At 41.4% G+C, this 26,992-nt stretch carries 31 protein-coding genes and 1 pseudogene; 23 read left to right on the top strand and 9 right to left on the bottom strand.

The genetic code is table 11. The features are described 5' to 3' along the window. Positions 1 to 77 precede the first annotated feature (77 nt). A pseudogene (locus tag E2R65_RS18555) lies at positions 78 to 305 on the bottom strand (deoxyguanosinetriphosphate triphosphohydrolase); the annotation flags it as partial. Positions 306 to 645: 340 nt separating this feature from the next. Here E2R65_RS18555 and E2R65_RS18550 point away from each other — a divergent pair. The 9 genes from E2R65_RS18550 to E2R65_RS18510 all read left to right on the top strand — a co-directional run bounded on the left by E2R65_RS18550 (position 646) and on the right by E2R65_RS18510 (position 9,373). Then, entirely contained in the window at positions 646 to 954 is a 309-nt protein-coding gene (locus E2R65_RS18550) for a hypothetical protein (RefSeq protein ID WP_134337996.1), read from the top strand. A 74-nt stretch (positions 955 to 1,028) separates the two neighbouring features. Continuing rightward, positions 1,029 to 1,646, top strand: coding sequence for a hypothetical protein (locus E2R65_RS18545; protein WP_134337995.1), 618 nt, complete (start codon positions 1,029 to 1,031; stop codon positions 1,644 to 1,646). Positions 1,647 to 2,538: 892 nt separating this feature from the next. Next, positions 2,539 to 4,593: a M13 family metallopeptidase gene (locus E2R65_RS18540; RefSeq protein WP_134337994.1), complete on the top strand. Its 2,055-nt coding sequence runs from the start codon at positions 2,539 to 2,541 to the stop codon at positions 4,591 to 4,593. A gap of 116 nt (positions 4,594 to 4,709) precedes the next feature. Beyond that, complete coding sequence (gene pnuC / locus E2R65_RS18535) at positions 4,710 to 5,315, top strand: nicotinamide riboside transporter PnuC (RefSeq protein ID WP_134337993.1); 606 nt, start codon at positions 4,710 to 4,712, stop codon at positions 5,313 to 5,315. 19 nt (positions 5,316 to 5,334) lie between these two features. Beyond that, entirely contained in the window at positions 5,335 to 5,883 is a 549-nt protein-coding gene (locus tag E2R65_RS18530; RefSeq protein WP_134337992.1) for an AAA family ATPase, read from the top strand. A 149-nt stretch (positions 5,884 to 6,032) separates the two neighbouring features. Beyond that, entirely contained in the window at positions 6,033 to 6,593 is a 561-nt protein-coding gene (locus tag E2R65_RS18525; protein ID WP_134337991.1) for an RNA polymerase sigma factor, read from the top strand. After that, positions 6,590 to 7,171 carry a hypothetical protein gene (locus E2R65_RS18520; protein ID WP_134337990.1) on the top strand — a complete coding sequence of 194 codons (582 nt, stop codon included), beginning with the start codon at positions 6,590 to 6,592 and terminating at the stop codon, positions 7,169 to 7,171. The genes E2R65_RS18525 and E2R65_RS18520 overlap by 4 nt, the downstream gene beginning before the upstream one ends. After that, positions 7,155 to 8,507, top strand: a complete 1,353-nt coding sequence (locus E2R65_RS18515) for a hypothetical protein (protein WP_134337989.1) — start codon at positions 7,155 to 7,157, stop codon at positions 8,505 to 8,507. The genes E2R65_RS18520 and E2R65_RS18515 overlap by 17 nt, the downstream gene beginning before the upstream one ends. Positions 8,508 to 8,593: 86 nt before the next feature. Further along, positions 8,594 to 9,373 carry a TerC family protein gene (locus E2R65_RS18510; RefSeq protein WP_134337988.1) on the top strand — a complete coding sequence of 260 codons (780 nt, stop codon included), beginning with the start codon at positions 8,594 to 8,596 and terminating at the stop codon, positions 9,371 to 9,373. A 9-nt stretch (positions 9,374 to 9,382) separates the two neighbouring features. On the opposite strand, the gene E2R65_RS18505 is transcribed toward E2R65_RS18510, so the two are convergent. Both E2R65_RS18505 and E2R65_RS18500 read right to left on the bottom strand, forming a co-directional pair. Beyond that, a complete protein-coding gene (locus E2R65_RS18505; RefSeq protein WP_134337987.1) occupies positions 9,383 to 10,111 on the bottom strand; it encodes a LytR/AlgR family response regulator transcription factor in 729 nt (242 codons plus the stop codon). 2 nt (positions 10,112 to 10,113) lie between these two features. Continuing rightward, positions 10,114 to 11,130 carry a sensor histidine kinase gene (locus tag E2R65_RS18500; protein ID WP_134337986.1) on the bottom strand — a complete coding sequence of 339 codons (1,017 nt, stop codon included), beginning with the start codon at positions 11,128 to 11,130 and terminating at the stop codon, positions 10,114 to 10,116. Between the two features lie 223 nt (positions 11,131 to 11,353). Between E2R65_RS18500 and E2R65_RS18495 the strand changes: the two genes are divergently transcribed. From E2R65_RS18495 to E2R65_RS18445, 11 genes are all read left to right on the top strand, one after another. Next, entirely contained in the window at positions 11,354 to 11,560 is a 207-nt protein-coding gene (locus E2R65_RS18495) for a hypothetical protein (protein ID WP_134337985.1), read from the top strand. Next, the gene (locus tag E2R65_RS18490) at positions 11,554 to 12,453 is read left to right on the top strand and encodes an ABC transporter ATP-binding protein (protein WP_134337984.1); all 900 of its coding nucleotides are present in this window, start codon (positions 11,554 to 11,556) and stop codon (positions 12,451 to 12,453) included. Before E2R65_RS18495 ends, E2R65_RS18490 begins: the two co-directional genes overlap by 7 nt. Before the next feature lie 9 nt (positions 12,454 to 12,462). After that, positions 12,463 to 13,260, top strand: a complete 798-nt coding sequence (locus E2R65_RS18485) for an ABC transporter permease (protein WP_221229893.1) — start codon at positions 12,463 to 12,465, stop codon at positions 13,258 to 13,260. A 110-nt stretch (positions 13,261 to 13,370) separates the two neighbouring features. Continuing rightward, positions 13,371 to 13,517, top strand: coding sequence for a PLDc N-terminal domain-containing protein (locus tag E2R65_RS18480; protein WP_158285297.1), 147 nt, complete (start codon positions 13,371 to 13,373; stop codon positions 13,515 to 13,517). 88 nt (positions 13,518 to 13,605) lie between these two features. Next, positions 13,606 to 13,827, top strand: coding sequence for a PLDc N-terminal domain-containing protein (locus E2R65_RS18475; protein WP_134337981.1), 222 nt, complete (start codon positions 13,606 to 13,608; stop codon positions 13,825 to 13,827). 82 nt (positions 13,828 to 13,909) lie between these two features. Then, positions 13,910 to 14,983 carry a hypothetical protein gene (locus tag E2R65_RS18470; RefSeq protein WP_134337980.1) on the top strand — a complete coding sequence of 358 codons (1,074 nt, stop codon included), beginning with the start codon at positions 13,910 to 13,912 and terminating at the stop codon, positions 14,981 to 14,983. A gap of 239 nt (positions 14,984 to 15,222) precedes the next feature. After that, entirely contained in the window at positions 15,223 to 16,098 is an 876-nt protein-coding gene (locus tag E2R65_RS18465) for a hypothetical protein (RefSeq protein WP_134337979.1), read from the top strand. Positions 16,099 to 16,106: 8 nt separating this feature from the next. After that, positions 16,107 to 16,787 carry an SMI1/KNR4 family protein gene (locus E2R65_RS18460; protein ID WP_134337978.1) on the top strand — a complete coding sequence of 227 codons (681 nt, stop codon included), beginning with the start codon at positions 16,107 to 16,109 and terminating at the stop codon, positions 16,785 to 16,787. A 47-nt stretch (positions 16,788 to 16,834) separates the two neighbouring features. Further along, complete coding sequence (locus E2R65_RS18455; RefSeq protein ID WP_134337977.1) at positions 16,835 to 17,365, top strand: hypothetical protein; 531 nt, start codon at positions 16,835 to 16,837, stop codon at positions 17,363 to 17,365. Between the two features lie 299 nt (positions 17,366 to 17,664). After that, complete coding sequence (locus E2R65_RS18450; RefSeq protein ID WP_134337976.1) at positions 17,665 to 18,342, top strand: SMI1/KNR4 family protein; 678 nt, start codon at positions 17,665 to 17,667, stop codon at positions 18,340 to 18,342. Between the two features lie 12 nt (positions 18,343 to 18,354). Further along, on the top strand, positions 18,355 to 18,933 hold the full coding sequence (locus tag E2R65_RS18445) for a hypothetical protein (RefSeq protein WP_134337975.1): 579 nt from the start codon (positions 18,355 to 18,357) through the stop codon (positions 18,931 to 18,933). Between the two features lie 357 nt (positions 18,934 to 19,290). Here the strand turns inward: E2R65_RS18445 and E2R65_RS18440 are convergent, their stop codons facing one another. The 5 genes from E2R65_RS18440 to E2R65_RS18420 form a co-directional block, all read right to left on the bottom strand. Continuing rightward, positions 19,291 to 20,274, bottom strand: coding sequence for an EamA family transporter (locus E2R65_RS18440; RefSeq protein ID WP_204986334.1), 984 nt, complete (start codon positions 20,272 to 20,274; stop codon positions 19,291 to 19,293). A gap of 18 nt (positions 20,275 to 20,292) precedes the next feature. Continuing rightward, positions 20,293 to 21,081, bottom strand: coding sequence for an acetolactate decarboxylase (gene budA, locus E2R65_RS18435; protein ID WP_134337974.1), 789 nt, complete (start codon positions 21,079 to 21,081; stop codon positions 20,293 to 20,295). A gap of 64 nt (positions 21,082 to 21,145) precedes the next feature. Next, complete coding sequence (locus tag E2R65_RS18430; RefSeq protein ID WP_134337973.1) at positions 21,146 to 21,436, bottom strand: hypothetical protein; 291 nt, start codon at positions 21,434 to 21,436, stop codon at positions 21,146 to 21,148. A 126-nt stretch (positions 21,437 to 21,562) separates the two neighbouring features. Continuing rightward, positions 21,563 to 22,651, bottom strand: a complete 1,089-nt coding sequence (locus E2R65_RS18425) for a PAS domain-containing sensor histidine kinase (protein WP_134337972.1) — start codon at positions 22,649 to 22,651, stop codon at positions 21,563 to 21,565. Positions 22,652 to 22,850: 199 nt separating this feature from the next. After that, positions 22,851 to 23,597 carry an SDR family oxidoreductase gene (locus tag E2R65_RS18420; RefSeq protein WP_134337971.1) on the bottom strand — a complete coding sequence of 249 codons (747 nt, stop codon included), beginning with the start codon at positions 23,595 to 23,597 and terminating at the stop codon, positions 22,851 to 22,853. Positions 23,598 to 23,709: 112 nt separating this feature from the next. On the opposite strand from E2R65_RS18420, the gene E2R65_RS18415 reads away from it, so the two are divergent. The 3 genes from E2R65_RS18415 to E2R65_RS18405 all read left to right on the top strand — a co-directional run bounded on the left by E2R65_RS18415 (position 23,710) and on the right by E2R65_RS18405 (position 26,689). After that, entirely contained in the window at positions 23,710 to 24,816 is a 1,107-nt protein-coding gene (locus tag E2R65_RS18415) for an acyltransferase family protein (protein ID WP_229704697.1), read from the top strand. A 143-nt stretch (positions 24,817 to 24,959) separates the two neighbouring features. Next, a complete protein-coding gene (locus E2R65_RS18410; protein WP_134337970.1) occupies positions 24,960 to 25,700 on the top strand; it encodes a YdcF family protein in 741 nt (246 codons plus the stop codon). 8 nt (positions 25,701 to 25,708) lie between these two features. Next, on the top strand, positions 25,709 to 26,689 hold the full coding sequence (locus E2R65_RS18405; protein WP_134337969.1) for a glycoside hydrolase family 43 protein: 981 nt from the start codon (positions 25,709 to 25,711) through the stop codon (positions 26,687 to 26,689). A gap of 163 nt (positions 26,690 to 26,852) precedes the next feature. Here the strand turns inward: E2R65_RS18405 and E2R65_RS19740 are convergent. Further along, positions 26,853 to 26,992, bottom strand: a 140-nt coding sequence (locus tag E2R65_RS19740; RefSeq protein WP_192901928.1) for a transposase, incomplete at its 5' end; no start/stop codon positions are given.

Below are 26,992 nucleotides of genomic sequence, written 5' to 3'. Positions count from 1 at the left end.
TGAAAGCTTACATTATTTTAGGTCGCAGTTACAAACTGCGACCAGTGTGTGGGAAGGTCGGCCAAATGCTTACCTATTATCTTTCCTAATGACCGTCCTACACTAGCGACTTCAAGCGAATGAGTTAGCCTATTATGAACAAAAACCTCTTCGGGCAAAGGGAAAACTTGTGTTTTGTTTTGCAGTCTCCTAAAAGGGCTAGAAAAAATTATCCTATCCCAGTCCCGCTCATATTCAGTTCTTATTCCCTTTTCATCATTGCCCATTCCATATCTTCTTGCTGAAAAACAATTGTTCCATGTCATTTCTGCTTTATTCATAACTATCTATTAAACGAGTAATTAAAATTTTCTAAAGATATTTTAAAATTATCCGTTTAACTAAAAGTTTTCTTTGCTTATACTATTGGAGTTTTTTAACCTCGAACCGTGAAAGAGCTTCCCCCAAATCTCATAATAGTAGCTATATCTTTAAGTTCTGAAATAAATGGTTGAAGTTTAATCCTATTGGTAGATTTTGGGATTTAGTGGATGCCGCGATAATACTGACCTCGAGCCTTAAATCGGTATTAATATATTTTCTGATTAATGCCAATGTCTCTTGTGGCTTTTCTATATATTAGAGCAATATTATTAATTATCACCCTTGTCACAAAAAGCATTACTAGATAGCATTCCTATTCCACCGATTCCCGAATGTGGAACAAAGCTTAGCATATACGAGCGTCTAAAGTGTTTCTTTCATACATTATCGATTAATCCTATACCTCAAAAAGCTAATGATACACTGCTTTTAATTAACGAGACTATTAAAGCGGTTGAAGATTGCCATTCAGGAGTAATACAGGAGTTAAATCCAGGGTTGCAAACTAAAGGACGTATGTATGCGATTCAGGAAGACAATATACAAAAGAGAAAAAAATGGTGCTATTGTTGCCCGTTCAAAAGCTCATAAAATTATTATTGAGCCAACTGGTGCGTTTTCTATATTAACATGGGGTGATGACGAACTTTTAATTAAAAGAAATCATGAAACCGTCTGAAAAAGCAGCTAAAATAGCGGCAAACATCCTTTCCTTAGGTGGCAAGTATGTTGACTATATCTCTAGATTAAAAATGGAGGTATTTAAAGATTCCTATCAATTTTATTTTGTGTTGCCGCAATCCATTCTTACTGTAGTGGTCAAAGAAAGTATTGTAGCTGAGTTAAATAATAAGATGCATCAGCATACGCTTGATTTTTACAACAATGAAGTGGCATTCGAAAACATTGACGAGTTTGAAAAATATTTTAATAATATCATCCGCCCTATCAGAGAATGGGCGGAAGGAATTATAGCAATCTATAACGGAGATAAGTATTTATGTGAAGTCGAAGTTTCTTCTATAGACACTGACAGGCAAATGGGCGTTGAGGTCTTATACGATATAAAATTTTATGATCCAGAATCAGAAGAAGATATCGTAGCAGCGGAGGTTTCCGAATATCCAAACGGTATATTTAGCATTTATGACAAACATGGAGAAGTAGAAACTGAGGATGAAAAAATCCTAGCTTATTTTTATAAGCATCAACAAGACAATGATTCGCCCGACGATGAAGATGCTCACGAAATTGACCCATCTGATATTGACTTAGATTTTTAAAAGACATTAACTCTTTTGAATGGCAACAGTTAGCAGTAATTTTGCTAACATTCACTATGATCGTTGTATCATGCTAAATGTGCAATTAAAAAGGTATGCTACTTTAGTAATGCAATTTCGTTGACAATTGAGGAAATACTCCTCTCCATCTTTAAATAGCCGCTAAGGTGTTTAAACATCCCATTAAATAGTTCGGATTTAGTCCTGCTCCGCTACCTAAAATGAAGCAAAAGCCTTTAGTCGAAAGATTAAAGGCTTTCTTATTTTCATCATATTGATCAAATTTTTGGCAGATCTGCTTTCGCTTAAACCAGGCGCTGCAAAACAAAAATTAAGGCACAAAAAAAGAGAGCTCTTTTGAAGCTCCCTTTTCCCCTAATTAATTTAAACTATTGATTAAACCCAAAAAAAAGAACATATACATCTCAACTTGGGCTACTGAGAATTCAATTTAAGCCTTTAAACAATCTGAAAGTTTTTCATAGGTAGATGATATGTTTTCAAAGATGTTTGCAGGGCTGTTTATGTTTTAACAAAACGTAAGCCATAAATGTAAAATGCAATGCTTTTTTTACACCGGCCCCCTTCTCAACTATCCCAAAAGAATTCGGCAAACACCGGGTTTCTTTAAAAGAAATACTTGGAATGCCACTTTTAAAGTGATAATTAAGCAATTATAAAATATAGTGATAGCAGAATTTCGTTTTTGCGAAATCAATACCACGTAAAAACCCGTGCTTTTGATTTTATATAAAAAATTTTATAATTCTTTGGATTAACCATCGCTAAACCTCATTTTTAAACAAAATTATCAAAAACCAGTGTACAGAAAATGATAACATTCTGTTTTTCCATACACACCCTGTATGATATTTTATACAAACTACAAAAAATGAGCATAAAAAGAAACACTATACGCGCAGTATCGGCATTAACAGTTGGCATTACCCTGTTAAGCGCCTGTAAAGACAAGGATAAAGCCTATGCCCAAAATGATGTGCTGATCAAAAACATTGATAAAAGCGCAAAGCCCGGCGATGACTTTTTTCAATATGCCAATGGTGCCTGGCTTAAAAACAACCCTATCCCGGCGGCTTACTCATCATGGAGCATTTTTAACCTGGTGCAGGAAGACCTGCGCAACAAAATGTTAAAGATAAATGAGGATGCTGTAAAAGCCGGCGCGCCTAAAGGCAGCAACACTCAAAAAATAGGCGACTTTTATTATAGCGGCATGGATACCGTTACCATAGAAAAACTGGGCCTATCACCCTTGAAAGATGAATTAGCCAAAATAGACGCTGTTAAGGATGTAAACGGCCTGGTTGCCGAGTTTACCAACCTGCTTACTATCGGTGTAAAAAACCCGATAGCCATTTATGCCGGGCAGGATGATCGTTACAGCGAAAAAATCATCATGCAGCTTTCGCAATCGGGCATCGGGTTGCCCAACCGCGATTATTATTATAAAACCGATGAACACACAACCAAAGTACGTAATGATTACCGGCAAAAGCATTTACCTGCACTATTCAAATTTTTAGGCAATGACGATGCGGCTGCAAAAACAGCAGCCGAAAAAACCTACGCCTTAGAGAAATTCCTGGCAGACAGCTCACGCACGCTGGAAGACCTGCGCGACCCTTATCATAACTACAATAAAATGGGTATTGCAGGGGTAACCAAACTGGCACCGCTTATTAACTGGAAAACTACATTTGATAACAGCTACTACAAAAATGTTGATACCGTTATTATTGGCCAGCCCGAGTATTTACGCGCCGTAAACACCGCCCTTAACAAATTCAGCATTAACGATTGGAAAAACTACCTGCGCAAAAACCTGTTGAATGAATTTAGCCCATACCTGCATAAGGCTGCGGCTGATGAAAGCTTCAGGTTTTATGGCACCGTTATCTCTGGTAAAACAGAGCAGCTGCCACGCTGGAAACGCATACTGGATATTGAAGAAGATGTAATGGGCGAAGTGCTGGGGCAGATCTTTGTGAAAGAATACTTCCCCGAGCCTACCAAAAAAAGGTATGAGGATATGGTGGAAGCCGTACGCGCATCATTTAAAGACCATATTGAAAAACTGGACTGGATGAGCCCCGAAACCAAAAAACGCGCTTACGAAAAACTGGCAAAGGTGTATCCAAAGGTAGGTTTCCCGGATCATTGGCGGGATTACTCGGGCCTGGATATCGACAAGAACAAGTTTGTACAGAACATTATTAACAGCAGCAGGTTCGACCGTAAGTTTAACGCAGCCAAACTGGGCAAACCGGTAGACCGCACCGAGTGGGGGATGACACCGCAAACCTATAACGCTTACTACAACCCGTCTAACAACGAGATTGTACTGCCTGCCGCAATATTTATGGTGCCCGGTACCTTAGATGAAAAAATTGACGATGCCGTTGTTTACGGCTACGGTGCAGCATCTACCATCGGGCACGAAATTACCCACGGTTTTGACGACCAGGGCCGCCAGTACGATGAGAAAGGCAACCTTAAACCGTGGTGGTCTGCACAGGATTCGGCAAAGTTTGCCCAGCGCGCAGATATGCTGGTAAAACAGTTTAATGGCTACAAAGTGAACGACCTGCATATTAACGGCAAGGCCACCCTTGGCGAAAACATTGCCGACCTGGGCGGCGTAGTGATAGGCCTGGATGCCTTCAAAAAAACAAAACAGTATAAAGAAGGTAAAACCATAAACGGCCTGACGCCTGTGCAGCGCTACTTTTTAGGTTATGCCTTAGGCTGGCTTGGGCACGACAGGAAGGAATCGTTAGCTAACCAGGTGCTTACAGATGTGCATTCGCCAAGGTTTATGCGGGTAAATGGCCCGTTTAGCGATGTACCAGAGTTTTATGAAGCTTTCGGCGTTAAAAAAGGCGATAAGATGTGGTTAGACCCGGATAAGCGCGTAAAGATCTGGTAGCCCTCAATATTGTGCCCTCTTAAAAGGAGAGCACCCTGATAAAACCTCATAGCAATATGGGGTTTTGTAGTTTTTGTACCCGCCATTCCTATTAGTAATGGTATTATATTTACGCCATGCAAATCATCCACACCCTGCAAGAATGGTGGCAGCACCAAACCTGGCAAGAGTTAACCGGCGTTATCACCGGCTTGCTGTGTGTGTACCTGGCGGCTAAAAACAACATCTGGAACTGGCCGTTCGCCATTGTTAGCGTAACCATTTATATCTTCATTTTTTTTGAGGCACACCTGTTTGCCGATATGGGCCTGCAGGTTTACTTTTTAGCCATGAATATTTATGGCTGGTATTACTGGAGCCATAAACCCGCCAACGAAAACAAAACACCCGTAACGCGTATCAGCCCAAAAGCAATTATGTTATCTGCAGCTGCAATAGTTATCGCTACATTTATATTAGGGTCGGTACTTAAATATACCACGGCCTCGTACCCATATATAGATAGCTTTTGCGCCGCCTGCAGCCTGGTGGCCCAGGTTTTTCTGGCCCGCAAGGTGTTAGAGAACTGGTTGATATGGATCTTTGTGGATGTGATATACGTAGGCGTTTATTTATTTAAAGGCCTGCACCTTACCGCCGGCATGTATGCCGTTTATGTGGCCATAGCCCTGATGGGATATATCGACTGGAAAAAAGACCTTTTAAAAGAAGCACAAATTTAGAACCAGGAAACAAGAGTTAATGACTGAATCTGAAACCCGAAACCCGAAACCCGAACTTATAAAGATCGCCGTTGTTGGCCCGGAATCTACCGGCAAATCAACCATGTCGGCTTTTTTGGCCAGGCACTACCAAACTGTTTGGGTGCCGGAGTATGCCCGCGGCTACTGCGAAAAACTAACCGAACCACCCACCTGGCAAGATGAGATCAATATGTTTTACGGGCAACTCGCTTCAGAGGCCGAACTATTGCCGCAAGCCAGCAATCTCCTCATCTGCGATACCACCTTTATCACGGTAAAGATCTGGAGCGAGGAGATCTTTGGCAAAGCCCCGCAGCAGGTGCTGGATGAGTTGCCCAAACACCCCTATGATCTGTACCTGTTATTAGATATCGACCTGCCCTGGCAGGACGACCCGCTGCGCGATTTCCCCCACAAACGCGAGCATTTTATGCATGTATGGCACCAGGAGCTACAAGCCTTAAAAGCTAACTACGTCACCATATCCGGCACCGGCAATGACCGGTATCAAAAGGCCGTGGAGGCCATAGATGCGTTTATTGCCTGAATCAGAATTTTAGAATTAAAGAATTTACAGGATGCCCGGCGTTAAATTATTTTGTAAATCATAAAATTCTGTAAATTCTGATCTTTTTTATTCCCATTGTGCAACGTTGTTAAACGCCCTGCGTCATTTAACCTGAAACCTGTCAGAATTTGGAAGCCGTATTCGTAGATAAACATTATAGCCTGGTGGCTGAGTGTAAGCAGGGCAGCAAAAAAGCCTGCTATGAGTTATATAAGCTATATGCTAAAGCGATGCTGAACGTCGCCTTTAGGATAGTGGGCAATATTGCCGAGGCAGAAGATGTTTTGCAGGAATCTTTCACCGATGCTTTTAACAAGCTGAAAGATTTTAGGCAGGAAACAACCTTTGGCCTGTGGCTTAAACAAATAGTAGTGCACCGCTCCATCAACCTTTTGCGCAAAAGGAAACTGGAGTTTGTAGAACTGGGGGACGGCCAGCTGGATAACGTGCCTGACGAAGAGCCCTGGGATGATGAGGATGTACAATACCAGGTAGCCCAAATTAAAGAGGCAATGAAAGAGCTGCCCGAAGGTTACCGCGTAGTATTATCGTTATACCTGTTGGAGGGTTACGACCACGAAGAGATAGGCCAGGTTTTAAACATCAGCGAAAACACATCAAGAACACAGTTTTTAAGGGCCAAAAGAAAACTGAGCGATATATTAATAAGGAAAGGAATAAAAAAATGAGCAAGCGGTTAGAAGATTTTATGAAAAGCAACAGGGCGGAATTTGACGACCTGGAACCACACGCTGATATCTGGAATAATATTGCACTGGAATTGGATAGCTGGGATAACAAGCAAAAACAACAGCCGCAAAAGCGCGAGGCAAAAACATTTTCATTAGGCTTTGTGCTGAAGGTAGCAGCATCTGTTATTGTAGTGATGGGCCTAGGCTTCGGGTTTTATTTAAACAGCCAAAAAACTGCCACAAACGGCGGCGTAAACCTGGCCGATATTAATCCCGCTTACGCCAAACAACAGGTGCATTATGCATCGGTAATAGAAAACCAGCGCACCAGGCTAAAACTGGTGGCCAAGTTTGATCCGCAGCTTTATAACGAGTTTAATGCAGACCTTGCCAAAATGGATGCCAGCTATAAAAAACTGAATAAAGATTTAGCAACCAGCCCCAACCAGGAGCGTGTTTTACGTGCAATGATCCGGAACTTGCAGATACAAACCGAGGTGCTTAACCAACAATTGAGTGTTATTGAACAATTTAATCAAAGTAAAAAGGATCATCAAAATGAAAAAGATATTTAAACAAGGCCTGCTTACTGTTATTGCAGTAATGGCTATTAGCGCTACCTGTTTTGCACAGGAAACCGCTGTAATGCCGCCTATGCCACCCATGCCGCCTATGGTTACCGTACCTAAAGTAAACACCAGGGAGTTTAATAAGCAAATGGCCGATCTTAAAGTTAAGATGCGTAAGCTGCAAAAGCAGATGAAAAGCAAAAGCTTTAATGCCAACAAGGATATGGCCTTAGCCTTTAAAGATTTCGACAAGACATTTAACGAGAGTTTTAAAGGATTCGACAAAACATTTAACGAGAGTTTTAAAGATTTTGGTAAAAACTTTGCCGGCAGTTTCCAAAACATGGCGCCCGATATGGCCGATGCTTTTAAAGGCGAAAACTATAATAACAACTTTAATACCGACGAGTATAAGAAAAAACTGGCCAGCGGCGAAATAACCGAAAAAGTAAAAAACTACAGTAAAAGCTACAGTGTTGATGCAAATGATGTGTTGCAGATAAGTAACAGCTTTGGCAAAATAGTAGTTAACACCTGGGCAAAAAATGAGTTTAAGGTTGATGTGCAGATGAAGTTTAGCGCCGATGATGAGGATTATGTAAATAATATGATCAATGGCTCAAGTATTATTGATAGTAAAGTAGGTTCGGTAGTGTCGTTTAAAACTAATTTGGCCCATAATAATGGTATCAACGGCAATAACAATATGGAAATTAACTATGCGGTTTACATGCCTGCAGGTAATGCGGTTAATATCAGCAACAAATTTGGGAATGTTTACTTGCCAGACTTTAAAGGTAAAACCACTATAAATTTGAGTTTTGGAAACTTACTAGCACACGCGTTATCTAATGCCGATAATGATATTCAAATTAGGTATACACAAGAAGGCACATCTCAAATCGCTACGCTTAACGGTGGCAGGCTTAAAATAAGCTATGGTAAATTAAATGCAGGCGTTGTATCAGGAGTTAATGCAGCGTTTAGTTTTTCTGATGTAAATATAGCACGCCTCAAAACCTCTGCTGATGTAAGCATTAAATTTGGAAATGGCTTAAATATTAAAGCCATAGACAGCAATACAAAAAACATTAATATAAACGCAGCTAACACCAGTGTAAACCTGGATTTTAAAGAAGCGCCAAATTATAACTTTGATGTAACTACCAAATTTGGAAGTTTTAATTATAATACGGATAAAATTAAGCTGACTTCTAAAACCCCAAGCGATGACGACAGGGGATGGTCATCAACAAAAACATATAAAGGAAATTCCGGAAAAGGTACAAATGATACCACCGTTGTGATAAATGGTAAGTTTACAGAGATTAAATTCTACTAAAAACTATTGCCCCCGGCATAATTGTAAAACCCTTGCTGTAAACGGCAGGGGTTTTGCTATTTTTAGGCCATACATTTACACTTGGTATGGAAATTTTAACCGACCCGGAAGCGTGGGTATCACTGATCACGTTAACCGTTTTAGAGATTGTTTTGGGGATAGATAATGTGATATTCATTTCTATCCTATCAGATAAATTGCCAAAAAACCAGCAGGAACGCGGTCGTAAGGTTGGTTTAGGCATGGCCATGATCACCCGCATCCTGCTGTTGCTTACCATTACCTGGGTAATGAAGCTAACCGCACCCCTGTTTAATATTGCCGGCCTGGTTGGCGCTACCGACCCGGAATGGGTAAAGAAATTGGCCATATCAGGCCGCGACCTGATCCTCATCATCGGAGGGTTGTTCCTCATCTATAAAAGCACGGCCGAGATCCACCATAAAATTGAAGGCGATGAGGATGATGCCGAAAACGTTAAACCGCATTCTTTTTGGGGCACCATCTTCCAGATCATGCTGCTGGATATTGTGTTCTCTTTAGATTCGGTGATCACGGCGGTAGGTATGGCCCAGCACGTAGAGATCATGATAGCGGCAGTTGTAATTGCCGTAGGGATAATGATGTGGGCATCAGGCAGTGTGGCAAAATTTGTAAACACCCACCCAACGGTTAAAATGCTGGCCCTATCGTTCCTGCTGTTGATCGGCGTATCGTTATTGGCCGAGGCCTTTGAGCAGCATATCCCTAAAGGGTATATCTATTTTGCTATGGCGTTCTCTATCCTGGTAGAGATGCTTAACCTTAAAATGAAGGCCAAGCGCGAAAAGCGCACCAAGGCGGCCATTGCCAAAAAAGCAAAGTAACTGGTTACACTATATATTTTTGCCGTCTACGATCTTAAAGAAATCCTCCCGGTAGGTATCCCCTACCGGTATCACTTTGTCGCCTATAAAAATACGACTGCGATCTATACTGTCTATTTTATTGATAGATACGATGTAAGATTTATGCACCCTGATAAAATGCCTGGGCGGTAGTGCATCCTCCATCTTTTTCATGCCCTGCAGGGTAATAATGCGCTCGGCAGGGGTAAAAATGGATATGTAATCTTTCAGGCCCTCTATAAACAAGATGTCGTGCAGGTAAACCTTTTGTATTTTATGCTCGGTTTTCACAAAAATAAAATCGCTCATAAAATCATCCTGCTGTACAGGCTCGGGGGCGGGCGAAGCGGGTTTTGATGCAGGCTGTATAATGCCCTGCGCCTTTTGTACCGATTTAAAGAACCTGTCGAAAGCGATAGGTTTTAACAGGTAATCAACCACATCCAGCTCGTACCCTTCCAGTGCGTATTGCGGGTAGGCGGTGGTTAATATCACTTTAGCTTTACCGTTGGCTATTTTCAGGAACTGGATGCCGGTAAGCTCGGGCATCTGCACATCCAAAAAAACCAGTTCTATGCCGCCGGCCTGCACCAGGGTAAGGGCTTCAATAGGGTTGGTTGTGGCTTTTACCAATTGCAAAAAAGGTATTTTGGAGATATAATCTTCCAGTATGTTAAGCGCCAAAGGCTCATCGTCAACAACAAGGCATCTGATCATGGCTATAAAACTAAGGATAATTGACAAGTGTACGTATCCGCTTCGTCGCGAATATCTAAATTATATTTACCGGGGTATAACAGGTTTAGCCGCCGGCGTACGTTGGCCAGGCCTATCCCGCCGGATGCATCGCGGTTATGTGTATGCTTTTTATTCCGGATAAAAAAGGAAAGATGCCCGTCATCCACGTTAATGCGCATGGTAATGGGTGCTGCCGCATCATTGGCAATGCCGTGTTTAAAGGCATTTTCTATAAAAGATATCAGCAGCAGGGGCACTATCTGCTGGTTGGTAACCGCGCCGTTCACCTCAAAATTAATAAAGGCGTGGTTGCCAAAACGGATCTTTTGCAGGTCGATATAGTTTTGCAGGTACTGCAGCTCCTTATCCAGGTCCACCTTATTATCGTTACACTCGTAAAGCATGTAGCGCATAATTTCGGATAGCTTCAGGATCGCCTCGGGCGTGGTATCCGATTTTTGGTAGGCCAGCGAATAAATACTGTTTAAGGAATTGAATAAAAAGTGCGGGTTTATCTGCGATTTAAGGAAGGATAACTCGGCCGATAAGCGCTGGTTCTCCAGGTCGCGCTGCACCCGCTCGTTCAAAAACCAGTCTACCGTAAACTTTAAAACGGCACTTAAAAATAAAAATATGGTAGAGATGATAACCGTATTGGTAAAATACTTTAAAAAAGCGGTTTCCTGCGTGCCTTTGGTATGCATAAGTATCTCGCGCTTAAAAATAAGCCCGCACCCATATTTCAGCAGCCCAAAGCCCACAAGCGCCGCCAGTATGCTTAGTGCGTATAACTTATATTTTTTTTTATCTAAAAAACGCGGGATGAGCACCAGGTAGTTAAGGTAAAATAGGCTGATGTTGATAAAACCGTACAATACAAAAACCACCAGCACTGCCTGTACAGACATTTTGCCGCTAAAGCGCGCAAGCGAGGCAAAAAAAACGATGAAGCCCAGCCAGATGAGGATATGACAGGATATTTGCCAGCCTTTTTTCATTTAAACCTTTCCTAATTATCAGCATCTAAAGTAGTATTTAGATATGTATTTACTTGTGTAATTATACTTAGTACAGCTATATTTCGATGAACGGGCTTTAAACCCCGACGAACGGGTTAAGCCTGCTTTATGCCTGTTCATCTACAAATGCTGGCTGTTGGTCTAAATAGTTTTAGCGGCTTGGTTGTTTGGTGTTTCTTTGTTTCATCAAACAATCACAAAAATGAAAAAGTTAGTTTCAAACTCCAATCCATTTATCTTATTACTGGCCCCTGTAGTATTTGCCATCATCATGGGCGTAAGCTACCAGTTTGAACAAAAGAAACAATATACTGCCCAAAATTCGGCAGTGCAGGCTACATCATTATTTATTAAGGGTATAACCGTTATTAAAACAGTGGCCACCATTGCTACAGACAAGATATGGTAATCCAAACCAACGGCTTATCATTCAGCTTCGGCGATCAGCAGGTGGTAAAATCACTGTCGCTGGAAGTGCCCGCCGGCAGCATCTATGGTTTTTTGGGGCCTAATGGCGCCGGCAAAACCACCACCATCAAAATGCTGCTTAACCTGTTAAAAACAGGCGAAGGCAGCATTCATATTTTTGATAAAGAGCTGAACAGCAACCGTATCGGCATTTTAAAACAGATAGGCTCGCTGATAGAGCAGCCTGCCATATACCACCACCTTACCGGTAAAGAGAACCTGATGAACCGCGCCATGCTTTTGCAGGTGAAAGAACAGCGTGTGGATGATATGCTTAAACTGGTGCAGCTAACCGCTGCGGCCGGCAAAAAGGCAGGCCAGTATTCGCTGGGGATGAAGCAACGCCTGGGGATTGCCCTTGCCCTGCTTAACGACCCCAAGCTGTTGATACTGGATGAGCCTACCAACGGGCTCGACCCAAACGGCATCATCGAGATACGCGAGCTGATGCTGCGCATTGTTAAAGAAGGGAAAACGGTATTTGTATCCAGCCACCTGCTATCCGAGGTAGAGAAGATGGCTACCCACGTGGGGATCATCAACCATGGTAAAATGATGTTCCAGGGAACCATTGGCGATCTGCAGAACATTAACCAGCCGCAGGTTTACATAGAAACCGACAATACGGTTGATGCTGCCAACCTGTTAAAACGCCATAACTTAGAGGTAAGCGAGATAGCGAACGACCACCTGCTTATCCCCTTTACATCTAAACAGCAAATAAGCGAAATGAACGCCCTGCTGGTGCAAAACGGCATCACGGTGTTCGGCATCAACAAACAGCATAAGGACCTGGAACGCCTATTTTTAGATATCACCACCAACCGCAACTAAACCATCATCATGAAGGGATTTATACTATCATTCCGGTCTGAGTTTTACAAAACCCGCAAAACGCTTGGCTTTTGGGGTGCTATTATTCTGCCGGTACTCATCAGCCTGCTGGCCTTTGTTGCTGTTTATACTAAAAGCGATAAGTTTGTAAATACCCCGCCTATGATGCTGTGGGTGCAGTTGAGTATGATAAGCCTGGGCAGCATGGGGTCGTTACTGTTGCCTATTTATACCATATTTGTGGCCTACTCGGTAAACAATGTAGAGCATAAGGCCGATACCTGGAAAACCCTGTTCAGCCTGCCCCTGTCGCGCTGGGCAGTTTATGGCGCCAAGTATTTTTATGCCCTGTTTTTACTGTTTTTATGCCTGGCCCTTTTTGTAATATTTAATATAGCCTTTGGCAACTTACTGGGTGCCTTAAAGCCCGAACTTAAATTTGGCGAATACCACATGGAGCTGGAGCTGGTGCAGGTTTATTACAAGCTGTTTTTATCGGCCCTGGGAATCCTGTCCATCCAATTTTTATTAAGCCTTTTATGGGCAGATTTTTTGAAGCCGATGGGCCTGGGCTTTGTGGCTACCATTACCGGCGTTATACTGGCCAGCAATAACTGGGAGTACAGCTACCTTTTCCCTTATGCACACCCGATGGGCGCTGTAAGGAGCATGATCAAAAACAATAAAGGCCCTGCCAACCACCTGGAAATTAATATTTATACCCACGAGGTTTATGTAAGCCTGATAGTAGCGGTGGTAGTTTTTGTGGCGGGTTATTATATCGTACAGCGCAGAAGCATTAAATAATTAATCAAAAAAACACTATATTTAAGCAAAGTATAAACCTATCCTTAATATGAGCGGACTTGGTGCACCAAAAATCATTTTGTTAGTGATCCCCGCTGATCTATTTTGCGTTGGTAGCCTATTGCCTGGTTAACGTGCTGCGGTCGGAATTTAAAGACAGTATCAGCAAACTGATATGGGTGCTGGTTATTTTATTCGCACCATTCATCGGGTCGGTAATTTACCTTTCTATCGGCCAAAATTCAAAAATTTCATAAGCTTTACAGCACATCATCTGCTTTGCCTGTATATGGAATGCTTTTTGTTTAGATGAACCGGATCTATCTTAAACAAATACCACCTGCGATGCAAAACCTTTTAATCCTCAGTGCAAACAATACCGGCACCTTCGTAATCATTTTCCTGGTGATACTTTACTTTGCCCTCATCATATTTAGTTTGCTGGATGCCGTAAGGGCAACCTTCAACAATTCTGCAACAAAGGTGATCTGGGTACTGGTTATCCTGTTCGCGCCATTCCTGGGGTCGGTATTGTACCTTACTATCGGTAAAAGTTCGAGGATGTAAAAATAGTTTTTTTGTTTACTGTTGTTTATTTGTTTCGTGCAGGTTAACTTAGCGATGTAATTTTTTACTGAAAACCTATCACATGAAACATCTTTTTAAGCCTGTTATTACCATCAGGTTGTTTTACTTCGCTGCAATTTTTTGTTTTGTTATTATTTTTAACGGCTGCCGAAAGGACCATGTTAACCAAACAGCCAACCCGCAGGCCTTAACTACTATCGATGCCCATATCCCGCAGCTGAAAGAGCTATATGCCAACGGGGTAAAAGCCCATAGTAAAGCCACCCAAAGTACCGGTAAATGGTATAATGACCTGATCAATTCAATTGAGGTTGACTGGAACAGCTACACGCTGCAAAAAAGAAACGACAGCAGTATTGTGGCCGAATTTGAGATGAAGAATGATAGCGGGCTTTACACTTTAAAACAGCTCGACGGAAAATACCGTAACAAAACAACGGTAGTATTTATAGAAAAAAAAGATGGCAGCCGTTTAAGCTTTTTTGCCAAGGTGATAGAAGACCTGAGCATCCCCGGCAGTGAGACGGTGATAGATGAGCTGCATTACAGGAACATACCGGGCTTATTTAACGGGATGATATTTTATTACACGCTGGACAGGCAGTTTGTGAACGGAGAGCGCTATGTGAACGGTGTGCGAACGGGCAGCGTATCATTTAACGAAACAACAGGCGGCGTGCGGATAAACAGCAAAGGCGTTAACAATGTAGTTGCGCCATGTACCATTACCGATTTTTACAGTTACAATTGCCAGAAACTGCCGAGCGGCGAACTGATAGACTGCGTTTATCATTATTTGGGCAGTGTTGAATCTGGCAACTGCCATGGCGACGGAGACGGCGGCAGTGGGGGCAGCGGCGGCTATGGTGGTGATGGCAGCGGCGGAGGTGTGCCGCCGGTACCACCCTGTATCCCGGCAAAGCCAAATACGGTTGACATGACGGAGGTGGTAAAGAACGGTAAACTGGTGATACAAAGCATGCCGGCACCCGGCACCGGAGGCGGCACCACGCCCACACCTACGCCTGTGCCTTGCCCCACGACACCACCACCGGTGTCGCCTCCAAAAACACCCATTTTTGGCCTTAATGGCTCTAACGCGGTGGTACCCGACGGTAGCTTGATGATCTTTTAAATTATCTTGATACCCAGGGTATAAAGTACACCGATCCTTATAACGGTGTAACTATAGTAAACGGCGTTGAATATTTAGGGCAGTTAACAGATATAACAAATCCAGATGGTAAAATTGTACATTATTTTAGCCCTGATTTTAGCATCGGTCCTTTTCAGGTTGGCTTTGAGTACGTTGTAGGTACAAGTGCACCCAATTCCAACACGCTTAATACTGTAAGTAATATCTATTTTGCAGGGATGGGGTTTGGAACCCCTTCTGCTTATCTTGGTAGTGGGGCTGCTAGTTATAGGCCAAGTAGCATTATTAACGGGTACCCATCCGAATGGTTCACTTATGAAGACGTATTAGGCTCGATTGGCACTGAATTGCAGCAGCAAGGTCTTAAAAACACCGACCCTATCCCCGAAGCATATTATAAAAACGGGACACCTATTGATATGACACCAGCTCCCGCCGAATCCCGAACTGTAAAGTTGGCACCTAGAAATGCCAAATATTTTTGGGAACAGTTATTAAAAAAGCGACCAGAAATGTTTAGTGAAAAAAATCGGACCTATATTGCTAATAAAAATTTTAAAGATATTAATGCGGACGACCAGTGGTTAAAATACAACCCTACACACAAGGCCTATAAATTTGGCCAATTGGTTCACCATCATGATGAACAAGGATACATCGCTTATGCTATACCTGCAAAAGTGCATCAAAAATGGACAAGCATTTTACATGAATTTAGGGTTAAAGGTAAAATATTGCGTATTAAAGGTACCCTTAACTCTTTTGTTAATGTTATGCAGGTATTCTCTTTTTTAACAGATATACAAACAGGTAATCCAGACGCTTGGGTAAACTGGTTCGGGGCTAATAACGAGATTGGTAAAATATATAAACAGCCTTTTACCGGCGATTATTACATGATAACTCAAACAACGCCTTATAAAAACAGTGCGGGTAAAGTGATAAGAGCTGTAGTTACTTATGATGTGTATGCTGATTACATCTGGGATGATGATGAAGGAAAATATATGGGCGTACTTAAACTTGGCACCTTTACTGAAGATATAGATGTGATTAATAAAAAATCAACGGCAAGAAGTTTTAACAATTATTAACTAAGCGTATGGATAATATAATAAAAAAGTTTTTTGACACCTATTTTAAACGTAATGCCCCCTTATTTGCTGGATATACTCAACATACACCCAAAGAAATGATGGTTTCATCAGTTGATAATGAAGGCTATTATAGATGGAAGCCTATTGACGGTACTTTAAATCATGACGATTATCGAAAGATTGAAAAGAAATTCAAAATTAAATTTCCCGAAAGTTTTATAAAATGGCATAAGAGCTATTTCTTTCTTAGTGGAAGCAGTCCAGTTGTATATCTGCCTAATTCTTCTCCAACACAGCCGTTACAGGATATTATTGACAACCTCGATAATGATCTTTCTGAGGAGTTGATTGCTCAAAAATTGTATCCGTTTGCAACGGATGATAATGATATAGGTTTTTTTGTTTTTGATGCACGGGAAGATAAAGCAGATAACGAATATCCCATTCGTTTATATGACCATGAATATGGTGGCGACCTGGAAGGCCTTAGTGAAATTTTATTTTCATCGTTCTCCAAATTATTAGAATGCCTTACTTATGCTATGGAAAACCATAATGAACAGATACATGAAATTCTACCGGAATTTATACGGATAGATCCGGAAGGTGCAGGCAAGGACGGTATAGATTTTTGGCTGGATCGCATAGTTTTTGAAAAGAAAAACTTTGAAAACGGGAATCAATAAAAAATCCACAACAAGAAATTTTCAAGGTATTTAACGGAATAAATATTATGAACGCAAATGAGTTTGTCAAAAAAGTATCTATGTTAAAGCCCAATACGGAGGATTTTCAAAACGTAGAAATATCGGAAGAATCTAAGGAACAATATATTGCGGAATTCAATGTGAAAAAGATTTCCGACAAAATGTATGAAAATGAAATTGTAAATCTGATTTCTAATTATGATGTTACGTCATTTCGCGTTCATGATATCACATTTGACGCAGATTATCAACAAGACAACGAATATTTATATTTTGGCTTTGACATTTACGATCGCCTGATAATTAATAAAGATAACGGTAAAATTTTTTCATATGATGCTTATGGTGATAGAATAGTACTCGCATGTGCTGAAAATGCAGAGAAATTTCTTGATGCTTTATATGAAATCATGAAATTTTCAAAAACAAAAATGTTAACTAAATACTCAGAAAAGATATTTATTGAAAACTCAAAAAAGGTTGCATATCTGGCAGCATTACATGCTGGTGGGGAAGAGTATGAAGATTATTATAAAGTAATGCTTGGAATTGAATAGATAATAATTTCATAACATCCGTTTATATGACCATGAATATAGCGGCAACCTGGAAGGCCTAAGTGAAATTTTATTTTCATCGTTCTCCAAATTATTAGAATGCCTTATTTATGCTATGGAAAATAAAAATGAGCCTATGTATGAAAAACTGGCCCAATTATAAGGATAGACCCACAAGGCGCAGGCAAAGACGGAATTGATTTTTGGCTGGACCGCATAACTTTTGAAAGGAAAACTTTGAAAATGGGAATTAATTAAAAATCAACATCAAGAAGTTTTCAAAATAATTAATTTAAGATATGGAATATCTAATAAAAAAAAAATTCGATGCTTTTTTTAAAACTAATGAACCCTTATTTGCCGGCTATACCAAAGACTCACCTATGGAAATGATAGATTCTGATGTTGATAGTGAGGGTTATTATAGGTGGAAGCCGATAAAAGGTACTCTATCCTGTAAAGATTATGATAATGTTGAACACAAATTTCAAATCAAATTTCCCAAAAGTTTTATAGAGTGGCACAAAATGTATTTTTTTCTAAATTGCCACAGTCCAGTTGCATATATGCCTCATTCTTCTCCAACACAACCATTACAGGATATTATTGACAACCTCGATAATGATCTTTCTAAGGACTTAATTGCTAAAAAATTATATCCATTTGCAACGGATGATAATGATATAGGTTTTTTTGTTTTTGATGCACGGGAAGATAAAGCAGATAACGAATATCCCATTCGTTTATATGACCATGAATATGGTGGCGACCCGGCAGGCCTTAGTGAAATTTTATTTTCATCGTTCTCCAAATTATTAGAATGCCTTACTTATGCTATGGAAAACCATAATGAACAGATACATGAAATTCTACCGGAATTTATACGGATAGATCCGGAAGGTGCAGGCAAGGACGGTATAGATTTTTGGGTGGATCGCATAGCTTTTGAAAAGAAAAACTTTGAAAACGGGAATTAATTAAACACCAAAATGAAACCCCTGCTTATATTTTTATTATTTAGTAACCTTACAATTAAAGCTTCCGCACAGGACACCGTAGGTTTTAAAAATCTTTCTGCTTACGTAGGTAGAAAGGTTACAGTTATTATGCCGGTGCTTAATTTTGATATAAGGAAAGAATATATTTACCTGTATATGGGAGGCTGGTATCCTAATCAAACATTTACGGCCATCATTAAAAGAAACAACGGTAAAAAACGTATTAAACTCAAAACAGATGTTATAATTGGCCGTGTAAAAGTATCTTTAACCGGTTACATTGCAAAGTACGACGGCGAACCCGATACGACAAAAAATTATGATGACGTAATAATAAAAAAAGAATTTGAAAAGCCGCAACCAATGGTAGTTGTAGCATTTAACCTGCATGGGATGATGTCTAAAAAATATGAACCCAGAACAGAGCCTATTGATTTAAATGGTAAATTGGTAATGCTGATAACCGATCAAAAACAAATAGGCAATATTTATGAACTGGACCTGCCAGATCCAAACTACTTACCTGCTACATGGCCGAATTTTTCGTCGGAATCTGTTTTTGAGCAATAACATATAATATGGTTATTGCCTTACGGCGGTAACCGAGTTATTTATTATAAGGAAATTAACTTTAAAATAACGATTTAGCAACCGAAGCCAAAAGCCCTTTCCCGAGAATATTGTTTCGGTTAAATACTTAGCCAGTATTTTTTACACAACCGACCAAGGTTTATAAATCAACCTTAAACAGGCAAACATTCTGCTTGCGTAAGCCGAAAGCCTACATATTGGGGATCAAAGATATGCTCATTAAACCTTGACCATTATGGAACGGTACTGGTTATCCTGTTCGCGTCATTCCTGGGGTCGGTATTGTACCTTACTATCGGTAAAAGTTCGAGGATGTAAAGCCGTGAAAGCAGGTTTTTACACCGCCTCTGAGGCAGATGCGCTATTTGCTGCTGCCAATTTTTTATTATGGGCATCCTGGCGGTATTTGGCCATGTTTATCAGCAGTACGCTTAACAGGATAATTACCAGGCCCGCTATTTGCAGCCACGAGATGTGCTCATGTGCGAACACTACGCCCAGTAATACAGCTATTACTGGGTTTATATAGGAGTGTGTGCTTACCTGCGTGGCCGGCCTTATTTGTAATAACCATACATAGGCTGTAAAGGCCGCTATAGAGCCAAAAAAGATAAGGTACAATACCGCCAGCCACGATTGGGTGGGCACCCGGGTAATATCAAACCCTTTAAACTCGTGATGCAATGCTGCGGCGGGTAAAAATGCAATCCCTGCAATAAGCATCTGCCAGCCCGTAGTTACACCTGCCGGGCTGCTGCTGCCCTTGTATTTGGCGTACAACGATCCCGCCGACCAGGCTATAGGGCCAAGTACTAATAAACCCACACCCCATATCTTGGCTTCGTCTACCGTGTTACCCAGCGCTATTACCACCTGTTCGCCAAAAAGCAGTATTACGCCTGCAAAACCTATTATTAAACCCGCAATGGTAGCGGTGCTGGCTAAGTTTGCCTTCCGGTTACGCTTATCCAATACAACAAACCATATGGGGTTAGCAGATACCATAATGGCAACCATAGCGCTGGGCAATACCTGCTCTACCCATATTACAACGCCGTTACCCACAGCAAGTAAAATCAGGCCAACTATAGCGGCATTGATCACATCGCGTTTCACCCAGATCTTATCGCCTTTTAAAGCACACCAGGCCAGCACGATCAGCCCTGCGGCAATATAGCGCATGGCGCCCATTAGCATAGCCGGGATGCCCTGTATAGCCAGTTGAATGAAAAAGTAGGTGGAGCCCCAAACAATATATACCGTAGCAAACGCTACAATAACCATTAATGCTGATGGTGCTTTTTGCGGAGTGGCGGCCATGGGCGGTTATTCTAAAAATTATTCTTTTTTACCGTTCTCTACCCGTTTAACTTCTTCGCGGCGATCCTTCTTAAAATCAAAATTATTGAATTCTTCTGTCTGGGGGATATCAACCAAAAAGCTATCCATCTCATCTATCCCGATGGTGATATTATCTGTTAAAAGTTCAATGATGTGGCCGCCGGCTTTTTTATCGTCGCTTAAAAAATGGAAGTGGTAACCGGTAATGTTCGGCCCGTCCATAAACGCCGGGATGCGGTAGCCAACCAGCGTACCCCGGATATTGTTAAAAGTAAAAAAATGCTGTAATGGCAGCATATCAGCAAGTGGCACATAAGGCCTGGCAACCGGCGGGAACGCCCGGGTTTTGATCAAACCGAAGCTGCCGGTGATCTTGATGGCATAAATTCCGTTTTTGTTGGTCAGGATGCTATCGAGGTACTTAAACAGGTGGTTTTTTGGTAATTTAAGGGTGGTTTTTGCCGTTTTTTGGGCCTTAAAAAAGTTGACCACCGTAAAGGGGGTAAGTTCGGTTCTTTTAACTTCAAAAGTTTTGCCGGTGGCCTGGGTCTGGTATATCTTACTGTCAAGGATGAGGATCTCACCATCGAGTTTATCGGGTGCGCCAAGGCCAAAGTTGCCATGCTTTAATACATTGGTGTAAGGGTAAACGGCATCATACAAGCCACCTATAAAGGCGCTGGCATGGCCGGCGGTGTACAAAGTGTTGCTTTGGGTTTGTGCCGATGCATTTATTACAAACAGCCATAAAGGCACCAGCAAAGCATAAGGTTTTAAACAGATCATTACAAGTAAAGGTATATCCGGCTAATATACTCAATACCTTTAGCATAACGCTTTAGCGGGTATGTTAATTAACAGCGAATGGCTGGGTGCAGATAAAATCGCTGATCAGCAATCCTTTAGAGCCGGTTATGGTTTCTATTGTGTGGATGTACTTGTAAGTGTTGGTCAGCTGGTCAAACCCCTGGCCTATCATTTGGATCTGGAGATCGGGCAGGGCAAAGTTCTCGCTGTTTTGCAGGCACATAAAGGTTTGATCTTTAGCTGGTAAAAAATCGTCGGTATAACCTTGTCCGTGCAGGGCTATTACCCTGGCGGTAATAGCGTGGTTTAGCTTTTTAGTTCGCAGCGCTTTCATTTGGGCAGTGTTTTTATGAAAGATTAAAACGCAATAGTTATGCCGATAATTATCTTGATAATCAATTAATTAAAATTACTTTAAACACTTCTTAATATTTTATGTGAATTGCGTTCGGGCCCCTAATTAATCCTTAAAGGTAATTGTAAATACAGCGCCCTGGTTTGGCTTGCTATCCAGGCTTATTTGCCCGCCCATACTGGTTATGTGGTTATAAACCAGGTAAAGCCCTATACCTTTACTATCGCTGTAATTATGAAACTTTTGGTTAAGGCCAAAAACCTTGTGCTTTACTTTTTCCATATCAAAACCACTGCCTTCATCAATAAAGGTGATCTGTTTGGCAGCATTTACAATAGCTGATTGTATGGTAATTATAGGTGCAACACCAGGCCGGGCATATTTTATAGCGTTGGTAATGAGGTTAAGAAATATACTTTCTAAGTATGTACGGTTAAAGGTTATATTGGGCAAATCATTAAAATCGGCATTGATAGTGGTATGCGAGCTTTGGATCAATGCGCTTAAAGAATGTGCTACACTGTTAAGGCAATCGTTTAAATGTATCTCTTCGGTTTTTACGATCAAGCCGTTTTTTTCACTTAAAACATCTACATAGCTATTCAGTGTATATTTAAGGCTGTCGGCGGCATCTTTTAATATGCCTATAAACTCCAGGGTTTCGGTATCCTGAATTTTAGAGGTATCCAGCAGGGTAAAAACGGTCAGCAAATTATTTACCGGCGACCGCAAGTCATGCGATGTGGTGTAGGTAAGCTGCTTAAGATCATTATTGATACTGGTAAGCTTAGTAATCAGGCTATTACGATCAGCCTCCAGCTTCTTTTTATGGGTGATGTTTTTGGCAATGGCATAAACCGTTTCAGAAGCATCGTTAGGCATCGATGTCCACGAAAGCCAAACCACCTCGCCGTTTTTACAAATGTAGCGGTTCTCGTAGTTTAATAAGGGAATATGCCTTTTTAGATTATTGCGGTGCTTTTCGGTTATTGCCTGGTCTTCCGGGTGTATAAAATCATTGATAGGCCTGGCAAAAAGTTCGTCGTTAGTATAGCCCAAAACCTGTGAAACTGCAGGATTGATTTTTTTGAAATAACCATCATAACCCGCAATGCAAAGCATATCCGGCGATAGCTCAAAAAAAAGTTCAAGGTTAATCGTATCGGCAGGTGTAGAAAGTGTCGGCTCGGTCATGATAATATCTGCGGCAGGGGAATTGGTTTAACGGAACAATTATCGTAAGGTTGCATTTACTTTACAACCTTACAATAATATTAAGCTTTTAAACCGGGCCGCCTAAAATGCATTGGATCTGCTAATGTGATCCGTGAGGATCCTCCCCTGTGCTTGTTAAAGCACTTATAATGTATTTATACCATATCAACGGCTACTCTTATCCCGGGAAACCACTATTGATCTGTTCAAACAGGGTTTCGCGTTTTGCGCGCAACCCGGCCGCCATGCCTATTGCGGCATCGTATTCATCGTTTTTAATAGCCGCCATAGCACCTGCAATAAACTCATTAACCGGTATGCCCCCGTGCGACTGTGTTTTGTCTTCGCGCCTGTCGTGCCCAAGTTCGGTGTCTACAGCCGGCGGTGCTATCGCAAATACCTTTATATCCGTATCTTTAAGCTGATAACGTAATGATAAAGTTAAAGAATGCATAGCAGCCTTGGTAGCGCAGTAAACGGCCATCATGGCAATTGGCACAAATGCTAAACCGGATGTGATATTGATAATGGCTGCATTGGGCTTACTTTTTAAATGCGGAATAAATAATGAAGCCAGATGAATAGGCGCAATTAGGTTGGTGTCAACTTCGGTTTTTAATTTATCCGTGTCTATCCCCTTTTTCAGATCTGTTATAAACTGAACGCCTGCATTGTTTATCAGGATATTTGTATCTGTATGGTTTTCATTTATCCAGTTAAATAATTCGGCGCGCTGTGCAGCATCTGTAACATCAGATGTTTTGGTAATGATTTGCGGCAGCTTTTCTTTGATCTCCTTTAGTTTATCTTCGCGGCGGCCGGTAATAATTACTTTATTACCTTCCTTTAAAAACGCTTCGGCAAAGGCAAGGCCTATACCCGATGTGCCGCCTGTTATCAATATCGTATTTGCTGTTGTATTCATATAAACAGTTAATATTGTTATTGTAAAATGGTTTTTATGTATCTGGAATATTGCAAAAATCAAGCCTTTAACATTAAGTTTAAATAAGCAGGTGCTGCAAACAAATGTTTAAATGATATTTTTGGCAATCGCATCGCCTATGGAAACATTAAATACCGGCATATTAAAAAGTAAGCAGCATTTCGAAATTCTTGACGGCTTAAGAGGCATTGCTGCAATAGCGGTTGTTGCCTTCCACTTTACCGAAATGGTTTACACCGATTACAGCCAGAACTTTATTGCGCATGGTTTTTTAGCGGTTGATTTTTTCTTTTGCCTGTCGGGTTTTGTAATTGGCTACGCCTATGATGATCGTATCGGCAAAATGGGTGTGTGGGAGTTTTTTAAATCAAGATTGATCAGGCTGCATCCGCTGGTAATTTTAGGGTCGGTATTGGGCTTGCTAACCTATTTGTTTGATCCGTTTGCTATCGTGCCCCAGGCTTACGGCGCAGGTAAAATTGCATTGATATTTTTGTGTTCGGTTTTGATGATACCACTGCCTGTTATGCAGGAGCGGGCTTTTAACCTTTTTAGTTTTAATGCACCTGCGTGGTCGTTATTTTGGGAGTATGCCGCTAATATTGTATATGGTTTTGTATTATACAAAATTGGCCGCCGTCTGCTTGTTTTATTAACCGTACTATCTGCGGGGGCAATTTGCTTTATTGCGTACCGCGCCGGTAATGTAATGGGCGGCTGGGGCGGGCCAAACTTTTGGGATGGCTTTGCCCGTATCAGTTATTCGTTTTTAGCCGGGCTGCTGATATATCGCTGTAACTGGATCATTAAAAACAAACTGGGGTTTACCGGCCTGGCCTTGTTGCTGGCCCTGGCCTTTCTAATGCCGTTCACTAAATGGAACTGGCTTACCGAGCCGCTGGTTGTTTTATTCTATTTTCCGTTGCTTATTGCCTTAGGCGCCGGGGCGGCTTTATCACCGGGGCTAAAAAAGCTTTGCAATTTTTCGGGCAATATCTCCTACCCGCTTTACATGACACATTATGCAGTAATATGGTCATTTGCCAATTATTATGCCGGCCATAAGCCCGGTACAACCCAGCTAACATATATAATTATCACCAGCATGCTGCTATTGTTAGGTATTGCCTGGCTGGTAATGGTAGCGTATGATATACCTATACGTAAATATTTAAGCAGTAAAAGGAGTAAGGTTTAACTAAACCACTTTACAGGTTGCCCTTTTATGCCGATGCTTTACTGCTTACCTCATTTAAAAAGTTTGTCGTATATATTCAGATCAGGAAAATAGTTACATCCACCATCATTATTAAAATTAATTTGCAGCACACATTTTAGCGTATGTATTTTTTACTCTCTAAACTTTTACTGGTTTTTATTATGCCGCTTACCTGGTGTATGGCGCTATTGCTTTACGCTGTTTTTATAAAAAACACGGCAAAAAAACAAAAGCTGATTATTATTGCACTGGCTATGCTTTACTTTTTTTCGAACAAGTTTACGGCCGATGTTTTTGCCCGGATGTGGGATGTGGCGCCCTATTCTCCATTAAACAAAACCTACACCGCAGCCATACTTTTGGGCGGCTTTGTATCTAAGGACGAAGAAGGCGTACCATTTTTTAACTGGACGGTTGAGCGTTATAACCAAACCCTTAAGCTTTACCACAAGGGCATAGTTAAAAAAGTGCTTTTTACAGGCGGCAACGCCGATTTAAAGCCAGATGGCTTTACGGAAGCATCTTATGTAAAAAGCGAATTAATAAAAGCCGGCGTACCGGATAGCCTGATCCTGATTGATGATAAGGCCCGCAACACTGCCGAAAATGCGGCATATTCTAAACAACTGCTGCAAACATCCGGATTAAGGCCGCCTTATTTACTGGTTACTTCGGCTTTTCATATGAGGCGCGCCCGGCTGATCTTTAAAAAGGCCGGGATTGACTTTATCCCGTACCCCTGCCAGTATATGACGGCCAAACACTTTACCCCGGGCGATTTTATCCCCGGTGTTGATGCCATGTCGCAATGGGGGCTTTATATTAAAGAGGTAATTGGGTATCTTGTAGCACTATTCAGATAATTAAAAAAATGAAGAAAGTACTGTTTTTATTATTGTCGCCGGCCTTGTTGTTACAAGCAGCGCATGCACAAAAAGCAAAAAAAACATCTGGTAACCCCATAGCCAAAGGCTGGTATGCCGACCCGGAAGCAACCATATTTGGCAAACAATATTGGGTGTACCCAACCTATTCAGACAAGTATGAGAAACAGGTACATTTTGATGCCTTCTCCTCGCCAGACCTGGTTAATTGGACCAAACACGATAACGTATTAGATTCATCTAACGTAAAATGGGCCAACCGCGCCATGTGGGCGCCTGCAATTGTGCAAAAAGGCGGCAAATATTATTTCTTTTTTGGAGCCAACGATATTCAGCGGGACAGGGAATATGGCGGTATAGGAGTTGCCGTAGCTGATAAGCCCGAAGGCCCCTTTAAAGATTATTTAGGCAAACCGCTGATCAGCAAGATTGTGAACGGTGCGCAGCCGATAGATCAGTTTGTGTTTAAAGACACCGATGGGCAGTATTATATTATTTACGGCGGTTGGGGCCATTGCAACATTGCCAAACTAAAAAACGATTTTACGGATGTTGTGCTCGCAGACAATGGCCAGGCGTTTAAGGAGATCACCCCTAAAGGATATGTAGAGGGGCCTGTTATGTTTATCCGCAAAGGTAAATATTACTTTATGTGGAGCGAAGGCGGCTGGACCGGCCCTGATTATCGCGTAGCTTATGCTGTAGGCAAAAGTATTAACGGCCCGTTTAAAAAAGTTGGCGTGGTATTAAAGCAGGATGCCGCCATTGCTACAGGAGCAGGCCACCATTCGGTTATAAAAGTGCCCGGCAAGGATGAGTGGTATATTGTTTATCACCGCCGCCCGCTTACCGAAACCGACGGTAACCACCGCGTTACCTGTATAGATAAAATGACCTTTGATAAAAACGGGCTGATAAACCCTGTTAAGATCACCAACGAGGGCGTTACCGCTAACAAACTAAAATAGTTTAATGCTGCATAAAAAGAGGCCGTCTCATAAGCAATTATGAGGCGGTTTTTTTTATTAATATGTTTTTATTGGTTTATTAGAGAACGCAGCCCTATTGTACAGAAAAGTAGTTTCTGATCGGTGCTAAGAGCGTTTTTCAGGGGAAAAAGGAGCTAAAAGCTTACGCTTTCCATTTTCTGAGGTTATGGGCGATAGACCATAACCCTATTTCGACCTCTGTTTTGGACATCCCTTTCAGCAGGAAGCGCCTGAAACCATGGTTATGCTTGAGTTGGGCGAACACCGGTTCTACATCGGCAG

It is taken from the genome of Mucilaginibacter phyllosphaerae (assembly GCF_004378255.1).
Classification (GTDB): domain Bacteria; phylum Bacteroidota; class Bacteroidia; order Sphingobacteriales; family Sphingobacteriaceae; genus Mucilaginibacter; species Mucilaginibacter phyllosphaerae.
Note: the sequence above shows the minus strand (reverse complement) of the source record. Positions and strands in the feature narration are given on the sequence as shown.